This window comes from Martelella lutilitoris, assembly GCF_016598595.1.
Taxonomy (GTDB): domain Bacteria; phylum Pseudomonadota; class Alphaproteobacteria; order Rhizobiales; family Rhizobiaceae; genus Martelella; species Martelella lutilitoris_A.
The window spans coordinates 386,203-399,168 of record NZ_CP066786.1; the positions used below are offsets into that span (position 1 = coordinate 386,203).

Annotated in this window: 13 protein-coding genes and 1 tRNA gene; 8 read left to right on the forward strand and 6 right to left on the reverse strand. The window is 64.4% G+C overall.

What is annotated here, in order from left to right; all coding sequences use genetic code 11:
• Window positions 1-251 precede the first annotated feature (251 nt).
• From JET14_RS01860 to JET14_RS01875, 4 genes are all read right to left on the reverse strand, one after another.
• On the reverse strand, window positions 252-446 hold the full coding sequence (locus tag JET14_RS01860; RefSeq protein ID WP_200336551.1) for a hypothetical protein: 195 nt from the start codon (window positions 444-446) through the stop codon (window positions 252-254).
• 10 nt (window positions 447-456) lie between these two features.
• Entirely contained in the window at window positions 457-1,323 is an 867-nt protein-coding gene (locus tag JET14_RS01865; protein WP_200336552.1) for a S49 family peptidase, read from the reverse strand.
• A 69-nt stretch (window positions 1,324-1,392) separates the two neighbouring features.
• Window positions 1,393-2,193: a tRNA1(Val) (adenine(37)-N6)-methyltransferase gene (locus JET14_RS01870; protein WP_200336553.1), complete on the reverse strand. Its 801-nt coding sequence runs from the start codon at window positions 2,191-2,193 to the stop codon at window positions 1,393-1,395.
• A complete protein-coding gene (locus tag JET14_RS01875) occupies window positions 2,190-2,414 on the reverse strand; it encodes a DUF2007 domain-containing protein (protein ID WP_187326781.1) in 225 nt (74 codons plus the stop codon). The genes JET14_RS01870 and JET14_RS01875 overlap by 4 nt, the downstream gene beginning before the upstream one ends.
• A gap of 108 nt (window positions 2,415-2,522) precedes the next feature.
• On the opposite strand from JET14_RS01875, the gene JET14_RS01880 reads away from it, so the two are divergent.
• The 4 genes from JET14_RS01880 to moaB are packed head-to-tail and all read left to right on the forward strand — an operon-like array spanning window position 2,523 to window position 6,846.
• Window positions 2,523-3,539 carry a polyprenyl synthetase family protein gene (locus JET14_RS01880; protein WP_246750465.1) on the forward strand — a complete coding sequence of 339 codons (1,017 nt, stop codon included), beginning with the start codon at window positions 2,523-2,525 and terminating at the stop codon, window positions 3,537-3,539.
• A gap of 55 nt (window positions 3,540-3,594) precedes the next feature.
• Window positions 3,595-5,403: a tetratricopeptide repeat protein gene (locus tag JET14_RS01885; protein WP_200336554.1), complete on the forward strand. Its 1,809-nt coding sequence runs from the start codon at window positions 3,595-3,597 to the stop codon at window positions 5,401-5,403.
• Window positions 5,400-6,323 (forward strand): 4-(cytidine 5'-diphospho)-2-C-methyl-D-erythritol kinase, encoded by a 924-nt coding sequence (locus JET14_RS01890; RefSeq protein ID WP_200336555.1) that lies wholly within the window; start codon window positions 5,400-5,402, stop codon window positions 6,321-6,323. Before JET14_RS01885 ends, JET14_RS01890 begins: the two co-directional genes overlap by 4 nt.
• Entirely contained in the window at window positions 6,316-6,846 is a 531-nt protein-coding gene (gene moaB / locus JET14_RS01895; RefSeq protein WP_200336556.1) for a molybdenum cofactor biosynthesis protein B, read from the forward strand. Before JET14_RS01890 ends, moaB begins: the two co-directional genes overlap by 8 nt.
• A 10-nt stretch (window positions 6,847-6,856) precedes the next feature.
• On the opposite strand, the gene JET14_RS01900 is transcribed toward moaB, so the two are convergent.
• Entirely contained in the window at window positions 6,857-7,375 is a 519-nt protein-coding gene (locus tag JET14_RS01900; protein ID WP_200336557.1) for a glycosyltransferase, read from the reverse strand.
• A gap of 213 nt (window positions 7,376-7,588) precedes the next feature.
• On the opposite strand from JET14_RS01900, the gene JET14_RS01905 reads away from it, so the two are divergent.
• Both JET14_RS01905 and JET14_RS01910 read left to right on the forward strand, forming a co-directional pair.
• Window positions 7,589-8,650 carry a PA0069 family radical SAM protein gene (locus tag JET14_RS01905; protein WP_246750595.1) on the forward strand — a complete coding sequence of 354 codons (1,062 nt, stop codon included), beginning with the start codon at window positions 7,589-7,591 and terminating at the stop codon, window positions 8,648-8,650.
• A 173-nt stretch (window positions 8,651-8,823) separates the two neighbouring features.
• A complete protein-coding gene (locus tag JET14_RS01910) occupies window positions 8,824-9,519 on the forward strand; it encodes a ribonuclease HII (RefSeq protein WP_200336559.1) in 696 nt (231 codons plus the stop codon).
• 98 nt (window positions 9,520-9,617) lie between these two features.
• Here JET14_RS01910 and JET14_RS01915 read toward each other — a convergent pair.
• A tRNA-Pro gene (locus JET14_RS01915) sits at window positions 9,618-9,694 on the reverse strand.
• Window positions 9,695-10,060: 366 nt separating this feature from the next.
• Here JET14_RS01915 and JET14_RS01920 point away from each other — a divergent pair.
• A complete protein-coding gene (locus tag JET14_RS01920) occupies window positions 10,061-11,479 on the forward strand; it encodes a phosphomannomutase (protein ID WP_200336560.1) in 1,419 nt (472 codons plus the stop codon).
• 52 nt (window positions 11,480-11,531) lie between these two features.
• Entirely contained in the window at window positions 11,532-12,965 is a 1,434-nt protein-coding gene (locus JET14_RS01925; protein WP_200336561.1) for a mannose-1-phosphate guanylyltransferase/mannose-6-phosphate isomerase, read from the forward strand.
• The last annotated feature ends 1 nt before the right edge of the window (window position 12,966 follow it).

The window sequence follows — 12,966 nt, forward strand, 5'->3', positions numbered from 1 at the left end:
GAGTTGCCTGTCCGGAAAGCCCGCAAGCCAGGGAAATGGCAAGGAGGCACGAGCCCGGCAGAATCGGCGCATCGCGCAACTCCGCGTGAACGGTTCGCAGCTTGTCGGCGATTGGATTTTGCCGTTCACGAGCAAAGTGTAACACTTTGATGAAAGTGGCGGCAAGTCGGTTGAAAAATGTCAATTATGCGGCGGAGGGCGGCTCCGGCCTTCCGATGCCCGCTAGGCGTTGCGGACTGAAAGCGCCCGCTTCAGGGCGTGTCGGTCTTCTTCACATGATATTCGCCGGTCGCCGGGTCCTTCACCAGCGTCCCGGTGGCGCCGTTCTTCTGCTCGGCGCGCTTCTGTTCGCCGCGCGCGGTCACGGCTTCCGCGTCGTTGATGAACTTGCGGTAGAGCATATATCCGCCGCCCGCAATCGCGGCGAGAACCATAAGCCGTCCCATATCGCTCTCCTCACAAACCGTAGCGCGCCCATAATGCGCGTTCTTCCGCCGTTTCGGCAAGCCCCGAAGCAAGGCTCGCGCCGATTTCGGCAGCGGAAAGGCCGAGGCCGGCGACTCCCGGCTTGGCGCGGCCGAGAAGGTTGGTCGGCGTCGAGACGAGCTTCATCTCCGCCTTGTCGCCGTAACGCGCCTTCAGCGTCGCGCGCATCTCGCCGATGCCGTCGACGAGGCCGAGCTCCACGCCCCTGATGCCGCTCCAGAACAGGCCGGAAAAGAGGTCCGGGTCGTCGGCGAGTTTGTCTCCGCGCCGTTCCTTCACCATCTGGATGAAGACCTGGTGGATTTCGCCTTGCAGGTCCTTGAGGAAGGCGATGTCTTTTTCCTTCTCCGGCTGGAAGGGGTCGAGCATCACCTTGTTCTCGCCGGCGGTGTAGACGCGTCGCTCCACGCCGATCTTCTCGATCAGGCCGGTAAAGCCGAAGCCGCCGGAGACGACGCCGATGGAGCCGACGATCGAGGTCGGGTCGACAAAGATCTCGTCGCCGGCCAGCGCGATCATGTAGCCGCCGGAAGCTGCGACATCTTCGACGAAGATCAGCACCTTCTTGTTCTTCTCCTCCGCTAGCGCGCGGATGCGGCTGAAGATCAGGCGCGACTGCACGGGAGAGCCGCCGGGCGAATTGAGCGAGATGGCAACGCAGGGGCTTGCCTTCAACGAAAACGCCTTGTCGAGCGCGGCAGAGACGGAGGCGAGGTTGAGACTGCGCCGTCCGGGGGAGCCGCCGGCCATGATCGCGCCCGAAAGCCGCACCACCGGAATGATCGTCTTGTCCTTGCGGAACCGCTTGGGGATCAACCCGGAAACCAGCTTCTTCATCCTGTCCTCGCCTCGCAAAAATCGTTTCAACGCATGTATGCGCAGCCACGGCAAAGACAAGGGCGCGGCTCAAAGATTCGCGCGCCGCGTCACGCTGTTGCGCGGATAGGATGCGCGGCCGTTGTTGAGGTCATCGACGAGCGGCAGGAAGGCGTGGCTGTCGCTTGCGTGCATGACGAGGGCAGGGCGCAGGCAAAGCCTGGCGCGCGATCCCTTGACGGCGGAGACGAGAATGCGGAACGCTTCCTCGTCCTTCCGCGCATGAACCGGCGTGATCTCGATCCCGCCGAAGCGCTTGCCGCATGCCGCGATGATCTCGGCGATCGACTGCGGTCTTGCAATCAGCGAGAGCACGCCGCCGGGTTTCAAAATAGCGCCGGCAGTGCGGATCCAGTCCTCGAAAAGCCCGTCCGTCATGGCGTGGGCGACGCCCTTCAGCGCATCGGGCGTGCGGCGGTCGGCCGTCCAGTTGAAGGGCGGGTTCATGATCACATGGTCGAACGCGTCATCGGTGAGGCCGGCGGCGTTGCGGGCCGCGCCTCTCAGCGTCACATCGGCTTCATGCACGAACACGCGACCGGAGAACGCGGCATTTTCCGCAAGGGCCAGCGTCTGCCGGGCGAAATCCGCCATTTCGGCGGAAATCTCGTAGAGGCGCACTTCGGCTTGCGGCAGGCGCGCGGCAACGGCAAGGCCGGCAGCGCCCGCGCCGGCGCCGAGGTCGGCGACCCTCAGTCGGCCGTCGCCTTCCACCATCGCGGCCAGAAGCATGGCGTCCATGCCGGCCCGGTGGCCCCGGCCCTTCGGCTGGACGAGGTGAAAGCGGCCGCGATGGAAGGCATCGATCGTCTTTTCCGGCGCCGTGCTCATTCAGGCTTCAGCTCCTTGCCAAGCCCCGCCTCGGTCAGGATCGCGCGGGCTTCGGCCAGTTGATCCTCTTCCACCATCAAACGGCGCGGCAGGAGGCCGAGCGAGCCTTCCATGACGCTCATCGACCGGTCGGCCACGAAAAAGTGAATGCCGGCGTCCTTCAGCAGGCTCTCGGCAAGGCCCAGAACCACCGCGTCATTGGTCCGCATCAGATTGGTCAGGCCCATGTCAAACTCCCGAATTTCATTGAAAAGGAACAATTTGCCCCTTGTCGCTCCCGCCGCCGCTCCCTATTGTCGGCTGACAGAATTCAACAGGAGCGTGCTGCTTTGGGCGCCGTTACACCGCTGGCAAAAGAGAACAAACCATCAGGCTCGGTCAAGCCCATCGTGGACCTGACCGCCGCAGATATGGAGCGCGTCAACAGGCTTATCCTGTCAAAGGCCGGCTCCGATGTCGAGATGATACCGGAAGTTGCCAATCACCTGATTTCCTCGGGCGGCAAGCGCCTGCGTCCGATGCTGACGCTGGCGACGGCCGCAATGTTCGGCTATCGCGGCGACCATCACGTCTATCTCGCCACCAGCGTCGAGTTCATGCATACCGCGACCCTTCTGCATGACGATGTCGTTGACGAGAGCGACATGCGGCGCGGCAAGTCGTCGGCGCGGATGATCTGGGGCAACCAGGCGAGCGTGCTCGTCGGCGATTTCCTGCTCGGCCAGGCCTTCCGCATGATGGTGGAGACCGGTTCGATGGAGGCGCTTAAGGTGCTCTCCAATGCCGCCGCCGTGATTGCCGAGGGCGAGGTGCTGCAGCTCTCCGTCGCCAAGAAGATGGAGACGACCGAGGACGACTACATCGCCGTCATCCGCGGCAAGACGGCCGAGCTTTTCGCCGCCGCCGCCGAAGTTGGCCCGATCATCGCCGGAGCGTCTGACGCCGAACGCATGGCGTTGCGCGACTATGGCATGGCGCTCGGCCTTGCCTTCCAGCTTGTCGATGACGTGCTTGATTATGGCGGCTCCAGCGCCGATCTCGGCAAGAATGTCGGCGATGATTTCCGCGAGGGCAAGGTGACCATGCCGGTGATCCTCGCGCATCAGCGCGGCGATGCCGAGGAGAAGGCCTTCTGGCGCGCCGCCATCGAGGATGGCGAAAACGACGATGCCGCGCTTGAGAAGGCGCGCCGGCTGATTGCCCGGCACAACGCGCTTTCCGATTCGATTTCCCGCGCGCTTGCCTATGGCGAGACCGCGCGCGCGGCGCTGGCGCCGCTGCCCATGTCGGCCGGCCGGCATGCGCTTGAAGAAGTGATCGATTACTGCATCGCCCGCATCAGTTGACGCCGGTGGCGGGCGCGCCCGCCTTTCGCACCGTATCGCCGATGAAAGGTTCCGGATGACAAAAACGATCCCGATGAAACGGCTTCTGACGACGGCAGCCTTTGCCGCCATGCTGGCGTTGCCCCTTTCGGCTTCTGCAGAGACCGACGGCGCCAGCGAGGCGGCCCTGGATGCCGCCATGGAGGCAGTGAGCGCGGAAAGCTTCGCCGGCGCGCTGCTCGCCGGTCAGACCGCCGCCTTCGACAACGATCTCGACCGGGCGGTTGCCTATTTCCGCCGCGCGCTGCAGTACCGGCCGGACGATGCCGGAACCAACAATCAGCTGTTCATCGCGCTGATCTTCAACGGAGACCTGAAAGGCGCCGAGGCCCAGGCGGCAAAGACCACGGACGAGCCGCAGCTCGTGCCCCTGCGCGAGCTTTCGCTGGCGCTCGCCGCCCTTTCCGAGGAGCGCTACGACGACGCCATAACCATGCTGGATGATTTCGGCGGCAGCGCGCTCGATGAGCTCGTCTCGGAGCTGCTGAAGGCCTGGGCGCTGACGGGCAAGGGCGAGCCCGATGCCGCGCTGGCCGGGCTGGAGGCGCTTTCCGGTCCGCCCTGGTACGATCTCTTCGTCAACTACAATGCCGGCGCGATTGCTGCCCTTTCCGGCGATACCGCGAAGGCCCGGACCCATCTCAACGCCGCGCTTGCCGACCGCGAGGGCGGGGTGACCGCGCCGGATACCATGTTGGCGACAGTCATCGGCCTGGCCGCGATCGAGCAGCAGGCCGGCAATACGCGCAAGGCGCTGGACACGGTTTCCGTCGCGGAGACCTACGGCCTCAATGCCGCCGTGCTGGAACCGATCCGCGAGCGGATCGAGGCAGGCGCGCCGGTCATGGGCCTGCCGGAAACGGCAAGGGCCGGAGCGGCCGGCGTGCTGTTCGAGATTGCCGCCGCGCTCAACCAGGGCACCGCCGACGATATCGTCTCGCTCTATCTCGCACTTGCCGAGGCGCTCAATCCTGGCTCGCCGGACGTGCTCTACCTGAGCGGCGTCGTGGAAGCGGCGAATGACCGGCCGGAACGCGCGCTCTCCTATTTTTCCCGCATTCCGGAAGATGCGACGCAGTATCGCCTTGCCGAGCTGCAGCAGGGGATCGCCCTTGCCGAACTCGACCGCAAGGACGAGGCGATCGACATGCTCTATGCCATGGTCGAGGACGCGCCCGATGATCGGCGCGGCTATCTGGCGCTCGCGGGCGTCCTGTCCAGCGAGAGCCGGTTTGTCGAAATGGCCGAGGTTCTGGACCGCGCGGCAGACCGCATCGGCCCGGTGGCGGCGCCGGAAGACTGGAGCATTTTCTACCGTCGCGGCATTGCCTATGAGCGGCTGAAGGAATGGGAGAAGGCCGAGCCCAATTTCCTGCGCGCGCTTGAACTCTATCCCGACCAGCCGCAGGTGTTGAATTACCTCGGCTATTCCTGGATCGACCAGGGCATGAACCTTGAGGAGGGTCTCGACCTGATCAACCAGGCCGTCGACCAGCGTCCCGATGACGGTTACATCGTCGATTCGCTCGGCTGGGCCTATTACCGGCTCGGCCGCTACGAGGATGCGCTGCGCGAGCTCGAGCGGGCCGTCGCGCTCGATACCGGCGATCCGACCATTAACGATCATCTGGGCGATGCCTACTGGCAGGTCGGCCGCAAGCTCGAGGCGATCTATCAGTGGAACAAGGCGCTGGCCGCCGAGCCGGACGAGGACCTCATTCCCGAGATCAAGGCGAAGATCGCCCACGGCCTTCCCGCCGAGACGCAGGACGATGACAGCCCGCTGGCACAGTCGCCCGGGGGCGACGGGGACAGTGCGCAGTGAAGGACGCGCCTGACGGCGGCGCGATTTTTGAATTCGCCGCCGCGAAGATCAATCTGGCGCTGCATGTCACCGGGCGGCGCGGCGATGGCTATCATCTGCTCGATTCGCTGGTGACCTTCGCGGATATCGGCGATCGGCTGACCTTTCTGCCGTCCGATACCGACCGTTTCACCCTCTCCGGCCGCTTTGGCGATGACCTGCCGCATCACGATGATATCCGGACCGGCAATCTGGTGCTGAAGGCGCGCAATCGACTGCGCGAGGAGGCCGTCGGCGCGGGCGCTGCCGCCGGGCCGGTCCATATCCACCTGGAAAAGAACCTGCCGCCTGCCGCAGGCATCGGCGGCGGCTCGGCCGATGCCGCCGCGGTGCTGCGCGGGCTTGGCCGGCTTTGGCAGCCTGGTCTTGACGCGGAGGCGCTGGCCCGCGTCGCCCTTTCGCTCGGCGCCGACGTGCCCATGTGTCTCGCCTCGCGCCCGCTGGTTGCGCGCGGGATCGGCGATATCATCGTGCCGGCGACCGGATTTCCCAGACTTGATCTGGTGCTCGCGAACCCGCTCTTGCCGCTCGCGACGCCCGCCGTCTTTGCGGCGCTGGAGAACCGCCACAATCCGCCGCTATCCATCGAGGCGCAGGCCCCGGCGGATGCGTCGGAGTGGACCGCCCTCGTGCGGGAAAGCCGCAACGATCTGCAACTGCCGGCAAGCCGGATCGCACCCGCCGTTCATGGCGTGCTCGATGCGTTGTCGTCGGCGGGCGCCTCGCTTGTCCGCATGTCGGGTTCGGGCGCGACCTGTTTCGGCCTGTTTGCCGATGTCGATAGCGCGAAGGCGGCTGCCGACCGGCTTGCCCATGCCCGTCCGGACTGGTTCGTGGCGGCAACGACAACCCTTGCCGAAGGAGACGACGATCATGACTGAACGCCCCTTCATTCCCGTCCGCTTCGCCGTGTTGACCGTCTCGGACACGCGTACGCTCGACGATGACCGCTCGGGCGACACGCTTGCCGAGCGCATCGCCGGGGCCGGCCACACGCTCGCCGACCGCCGCATCGTCGGGGATGACCGCGCGGCGATCACGGCCATCGTCAAGGACTGGTGCTGGAACCAGGCGGTGGATGTGGTGCTGACGACGGGCGGCACGGGCTTTACCGGACGGGATGTGACGCCCGACGCGCTCGAGCCGATGTTCGAGAAGCGCATGGACGGCTTCTCCGCCCTCTTCCACCGGATATCCTTCGAGAAGATCGGCACGTCCACGGTGCAGTCGCGGGCAACCGCAGGGCTTTGCAACCAGACCTTCGTTTTCGTTCTGCCCGGCTCGCCGGGCGCCTGCCGCGATGCCTGGGACGGCATCCTCGAAAAGCAGTTCGACTACCGCCACACGCCCTGCAATTTCGTGGAAATCATGCCGCGTCTCGATGAACACCTGAAGCGCGGCTGAACGCGCGTATTCAGACCCTGACGGAGGCCCAGGCGGGAATGATCTCGCAGGAGAGTTTGCGCGTCATCTGCCGGCGGGCGAGCGCAAAGGGCGACGCGCCGCAGGCTTCAGCCTTTTCCACCGCGAGCGGCTTTGGCAGGAGAACGCCCACTTCAAGCGGGCAGCGCGGCTTGAACAGGACATGCCGGAGCGACCGGCGATGCCTGCGCGAGCGGGAAAAGCGCGCCGGCCGCGTCTCCAGCGCCATATGTTCGAAAATCGCCTCGACCCAGCCTGACAGGGGACGCGCGCCGGGTTCCAGGACGAGAATCCAGTCGCCGCGGGCCTGGCGTATCACCTCCGGCAGGTCCCAGGCGCGCAGATAGCGGCAGCCGGCCGCCTCGGCAACGCGCTCGGTTCCGTCGTCGCTGCCGCGATCAAGCACGATGACATCGCTGACAAGCCCTTCGACCGCGCCGACAACCAGCGTCGAAAGCGTATGGGCGAGTTCCGCCTCGTGATTGTTGGTTTCGATAACGACGCTCAGCATGACGGTACTTATTGCAAAAGTAAGGGCCTGTTGCAAAGGGGAACGATATATGTTCTTGTTTTGTTCTTGCGATTGCATTAAGTTTGCGATGATGTGTTGCCGTCGGTCCCTTTTGCGGGGGCCGCAAACCGCCGATGAGGTTCGATCATGGATGATGCCTTCATTACCGATTTTGCAGCAAACCCCGTGCCGGAGCCCCATTTCGAACCGGTGATGCGCGAGACGCGGCGCGGGAGGGGCGCGACCGCCAATCCCGACGGTCGTTTCGAGAAGGTCTCGCGCGAGCGCTTCGACGATGGCTGGGATCTCGATGAGGACCTGCCGGCGCTTGCAACGGACGTGCAGGTGGAAAAGGCGAAAACGATCATCACCCGCAACACCTCGCCGGACGTGCCTTTCGAGCGGTCGATCAACCCCTATCGCGGCTGCGAGCATGGCTGCATCTATTGCTTCGCAAGGCCGACCCACGGCTTCATGGGGCTTTCCGCCGGGCTTGATTTCGAGACGAAACTGTTTGCCAAGCCGGATGCGGCCCGCCAGCTTGCCCGTGAACTGGCAAAGCCCGGCTACAGGGCGAAGACGATCGCGATCGGCACCAATACCGATCCCTATCAGCCGGTGGAGAAGACCTGGCGGATCATGCGCCAGGTGGTGGAGGTTCTGGCGGAGGCCAACCATCCCGTATCGATCACCACCAAATCGGCGCTCGTGCTGCGCGATCTCGACCTTCTTTCGGCGATGGCGGAGAAGCATCTCGTCAAGGTCATGGTCTCGGTGACGACGCTCGACCGCAAGCTTGCCCGGGCGATGGAGCCAAGGGCAGCCACGCCGCCGCGCCGGCTGGAGACCATTCGCGCGCTCGCCGAGCATGGCGTTCCCGTCGGCATTTCCGTGGCGCCTGTCATTCCGGCGCTGACGGATCATGAGATCGAGCGCATTCTCGACAGCGGCCAGGCAGCCGGCGCGCGCGAGGCGAGCTATATCCTGCTGCGCCTGCCGCTCGAAGTGGCGCCCTTGTTCAAGGACTGGCTGCTGGAGCATCACCCCGAGCGTTACCGCCATGTGATGAGCCTGATCCGCTCGATGCGCGGCGGCAAGGACTATGATGCCGAGTTCGGCAAGCGGATGAAGGGCAGCGGCCCCTATGCCTGGCAGATCGCCCGTCGCTTCGAGCTTGCGGCAAAGCGTCTCGGACTTCAGCGGCGCGGCTTCGCGCTGAGGGAGGACCTGTTCCGGCCGCCCGACGGCGCGGGCACGCAGCTCAACCTATTCTGACGACGGCGCCGGGCCCGGGCGATGCCGCCCTGGCGCTGGCTGCCGGACTTTCCGGCCGGCCTTCCCTGGGCCGATGCCGAAGAAGTCTCCTTCGCCGCCGCACACGGGTCATCTCAAAAGGATCGCCCGGGAGGAGACTTGCGGGAGATCGGCGGGTCGTGTCAAATGACGGCATGTCATTCAGCGATCCAGCCGATTCTCCTGCCCTTTTCGATCTGCCGCCGGCCGGACCCGATTTCGTGCTCGAACAGCGCGCGCGGCTAAGGGGGCTCTGGCCGGTCGCAGGGTGCGATGAGGCCGGACGCGGTCCCCTGGCGGGCCCGGTGGTGGCCGCCGCCGTGATTCTCGATCCCGACCGCATTCCCGAGGGCCTCGACGATTCGAAGAAGCTGACGGCGAAGCGGCGCGAGGATCTGTTCGAAATCATCATGGCCGATGCCGTCGTCTCCGTCGCCTCGAGCAGTCCCGCCCTCATCGACCGCATCAACATTCTCGCCGCGAGCCTTGATGCGATGCGCCGCGCCGTCTGCGGCCTCGCCCGCGCGCCGATGCTCGTTCTCGCCGACGGGCGCGATCGTCCGCCGGGCATTGCCTGCGGCGCGGAGGCCGTCATCAAGGGCGACGGACGATCGCTGTCGATCGCCGCCGCCTCGATCGTCGCCAAGGTAACGCGGGACAGGATGATGGAGACCGCCGGCCTGCTCTATCCGGCTTATGGCTTTGACGCCCATGCGGGATACGGAACCGCCCGCCATCTTTCGGCGATTGCCGAAGCCGGGCCATGTCCGCTCCACCGCCGGAGCTTCAGGCCAATCCGCGAATACGGTCGCGTTGTCGAAGACGTCACGCCTGACGCGGTCGAGCCCTGAGCGAAGCCGTGCGTGCGCACAAGGTCGCGCTTGCCGGGGCTCGGCAGCTTTTGCAGGCATGCGATCAAAAGGTGGGGGAAGAAATCTCGGGAAATTGGTGGTCGGAGTGGCAAGATTCGAACTTGCGACCCCCTCGTCCCGAACGAGGTGCGCTACCAGGCTGCGCTACACTCCGTGACCAGCGGCTGCTCTATAAAACAGCATGCGGTGTTCGGCAAGCGCTTGTTGAAACTTTTTTGAAGGGTTTCGCCGCACGTCTTCGACCGCCGCTGGCAAGGCGCTGGCAAGGAGGGGATGTTGTGATAAGAACGGACCCGGCATTTCGGCAAACAACCAAACTTTATTGAAAATGGAACGGTTCGGCGCGTTGCGCGTTGGTAATGGGTCATAGTATCGTGCGCCGACTGTTTTGTATTAATGCACCCGTCCTCCCCAGTCGCCTGTCGAAAGCGACGCAGCGAAGGGAGTGCCGGTTTTTTAAACTGTGTCGGCCGCTTCATTCTGGCCGTTGATTGCGCCAAAAAAGGGATTGATTGTATCAATGAGTGTGAAATTCGGAACCAGCGGGCTGCGCGGCCTCTCGGTGGATCTACTGGGCGAACCATCCTCTCTTTATTCAGCGGCGTTCTGCCGTCACCTCCTGGAAACGGGACAGGCGGAGAAGGGCGCAACCGTTCTGGTCGGGCGGGACTATCGCGAATCGAGCCCGGCGATCGCGGAGCGCTGCATGGGCGCGATCGCGGCTGCGGGTTTCAAGCCGGTCGATTGCGGCGCGCTGCCCACGCCGGCGCTCGCTTTCTTCGGTCAGAAGAAGAATGCCGCCTCGATCATGATCACCGGGTCGCACATCCCCGCCGATCGCAACGGCATCAAGTTCTACCGCGCCGACGGCGAGATCACCAAGGAGGATGAACAGGCGATTTCAGCCTGGGCGGAGAAGCTGAAGGGAGCGGCGGAGGCCGGCGACGCCGAAGGCGAGGACATGGCGAGCGAGGCGCTGGCGCTGTTTGCCGCGCGCTGCACCTCGATCCTGCCGGAGGATGCGCTTTCCGGCATGAAGATCGGCGTCTACCAGCATTCCACCGTTGCGCGCGACCTGTTCATCGCCGTTCTGGAAGAATATGGTGCCGATGTCGTCCCGCTGGGTTTCTCCGAGAGCTTCATTCCGGTCGATACCGAGGCGGTTTCGCAGGAGACCGTCGATCTTCTGAAAGGCTGGGCGAAGGAGCACGGCCTTGATGCATTGGTTTCCGCCGATGGCGATGCCGACCGCCCGCTGGTGGCGGACGAGACCGGGACGCCGCTGCGCGGTGACCTGGTCGGCCTGATGACGGCGAATTTCCTCGATGCAAAGGTGGTCGTCACGCCCGTCACTTCCAATTCCGGCATTGAAAAGAACGGCGATTTCGAGGTCGTGCGCACCCGCGTCGGATCGCCCTTTGTCATCGCCGGCATGATGGAGGCGCTGTCTGCCGGCAAGGAGGGCGTGATGGGGTTCGAGGCCAATGGCGGGCTCTTGACCGCTTCGCCCTTCCGCCCTGCCGATGACACGATCGCCGCGCTGCCGACGCGCGACTGCTTCCTGCCGATCCTGTCGGCGCTTTATCTCGCGGCCAAGGACAAGCGGGCGATGTCGGAACTGGCGAGCGCCTACAGCCTGCCTGTCGCAGACGCCGACCGCATCAAGGATTTCGCCCAGGAGCGCAGCGCCGCGCTGATGGCCCATCTGCGGGCAAGCGCGGAAAACCTGGCCGCCTTTCTCGCCCCGATCGGCAGCGTCGCGGACAAGAGCGACATTGATGGCCTGAGGGTGACGCTCGAGGATGGCCGCATCATCCATTTCCGCCCCTCCGGCAACGCGCCGGAGATGCGCTGCTATGTCGAGGCCGAGACCGCCGAGGCGGCGCGCAATCTTCTGAAACAGGGGCTCTCCCTGATCGAAGGGTTCCAATCTGCCTGATCCGTTCGCATTTTCGCAAGTCATTTGAAGAATTCATTGGAGTAACAAGACTATGACCAGCAAGATCGTTCCCGTCATCATGGCCGGCGGCAAGGGCACGCGGCTCTGGCCGCTGTCGCGTGCAACCGCGCCGAAACAGTTTATCCGTTTTCTCGGCCCCAAGACGCTTTACCAGAAGACGCTCGAGCGCGTATCCGACAGCGACCGCTACGAGGCGCCGATCATCCTGACGAACGAGGATTTCCGCTTTCTCGCCGCCGAGCAGGCGCGCGAGATCGACATGGATCTGACGGGCATCATCCTGGAGCCGATCGCGCGCAACACCGCGCCCGCCGTTGCCGCCGCCGCCGCCCTGGTGCGCGCCAATTTCGGCGAGGACGCGATCATGCAGGTCTTTGCCTCCGACCATGAGATCGAGGCCGGGCCCGACTATTTCGCCTGCATCGATACGGCCTTTGCCGCCGCCAAATCCGGCAAGCTCGTGACCTTCGGCATCGAGCCGACGGAGCCTGCCACCGGTTACGGCTATATCGAAGCCGGCGATGAACTGCCGTCGGGCGCGCGCTCCGTCGCCCGTTTCGTGGAGAAGCCTGAACTGGCGAAGGCCGAGGAGATGCTTGCTGCCGGGAACTTCACCTGGAATTCGGGCATCTTCATGTTTCCGATCGCCGTTCTGGTGCGCGAGCTCGAAACCTATGCGCCCGAGGTCATGCAGTACGCCGAACAGGCCGTGCTGAAGGATGAAAGCGACCTCGAGCTCGACTTCATCCGTCTCGACAAGAACGCCTTTGAAAAATGCCCGGATATCTCCATCGACTATGCGGTGATGGAAAAGACCGATGCGGCGGCCGTCGTCGCCTCCTCCTTCTCCTGGTCGGATCTCGGCTCTTGGGACGCGGTCTGGAAGGACGGCGAGCAGGACGCCGACGGCAATGTTATCGCCGCCGATGCGACGCTCATCGACACGAAGAACTCGCTGGTGATCTCGCGCGACCTGCATGTCGCCATGCAGGGGCTCGATGGCATGGCCGTGATCGCCTCGGAAGACGCCGTCTATGTCGGCAGGCTTTCCGACAGCCAGAATGTCGGCAATATCGTCAAGATGCTGAAGGCGCAGAAAGAGACCAAGGCGCTCGCCGAGGAGCACCCCACCTCCTATCGTCCGTGGGGCGGCTATACCTCCATCATCAAGGGCGAGCGTTTCCAGGCCAAGCGCATCTTTGTCAAGCCCGGCAAGAAACTGTCGCTGCAGAAGCACCATCACCGCGCCGAGCACTGGATCGTGGTCAAGGGCACGGCCGAGGTGACCGTCGACGAGGATGTGAAGATGCTGACGGAGAACCAGTCGGTCTATATCCCGCTCGGCGCCGTGCACCGGCTCGCCAACCCGGGCAAGATCACGCTGGAACTCATTGAGGTGCAGACCGGATCCTATCTCGGCGAGGACGACATCATCCGCATCGTCGATGATTTCGGTCGCGGCTGAT

What these genes read in the sequence shown, in the direction of transcription:
- JET14_RS01860 (WP_200336551.1), bottom strand. Translation starts at nt 446, where the DNA reads ATGGGACGGCTTATGGTTCTCGCCGCGATTGCGGGCGGCGGATATATG.
- JET14_RS01865 (WP_200336552.1), bottom strand. Translation starts at nt 1,323, where the DNA reads ATGAAGAAGCTGGTTTCCGGGTTGATCCCCAAGCGGTTCCGCAAGGAC.
- JET14_RS01870 (WP_200336553.1), bottom strand. Translation starts at nt 2,193, where the DNA reads ATGAGCACGGCGCCGGAAAAGACGATCGATGCCTTCCATCGCGGCCGC.
- JET14_RS01885 (WP_200336554.1), top strand. Translation starts at nt 3,595, where the DNA reads ATGACAAAAACGATCCCGATGAAACGGCTTCTGACGACGGCAGCCTTT.
- moaB (WP_200336556.1), top strand. Translation starts at nt 6,316, where the DNA reads ATGACTGAACGCCCCTTCATTCCCGTCCGCTTCGCCGTGTTGACCGTC.
- JET14_RS01900 (WP_200336557.1), bottom strand. Translation starts at nt 7,375, where the DNA reads ATGCTGAGCGTCGTTATCGAAACCAACAATCACGAGGCGGAACTCGCC.
- JET14_RS01905 (WP_246750595.1), top strand. Translation starts at nt 7,589, where the DNA reads ATGCGCGAGACGCGGCGCGGGAGGGGCGCGACCGCCAATCCCGACGGT.
- JET14_RS01910 (WP_200336559.1), top strand. Translation starts at nt 8,824, where the DNA reads ATGTCATTCAGCGATCCAGCCGATTCTCCTGCCCTTTTCGATCTGCCG.
- JET14_RS01920 (WP_200336560.1), top strand. Translation starts at nt 10,061, where the DNA reads ATGAGTGTGAAATTCGGAACCAGCGGGCTGCGCGGCCTCTCGGTGGAT.
- JET14_RS01925 (WP_200336561.1), top strand. Translation starts at nt 11,532, where the DNA reads ATGACCAGCAAGATCGTTCCCGTCATCATGGCCGGCGGCAAGGGCACG.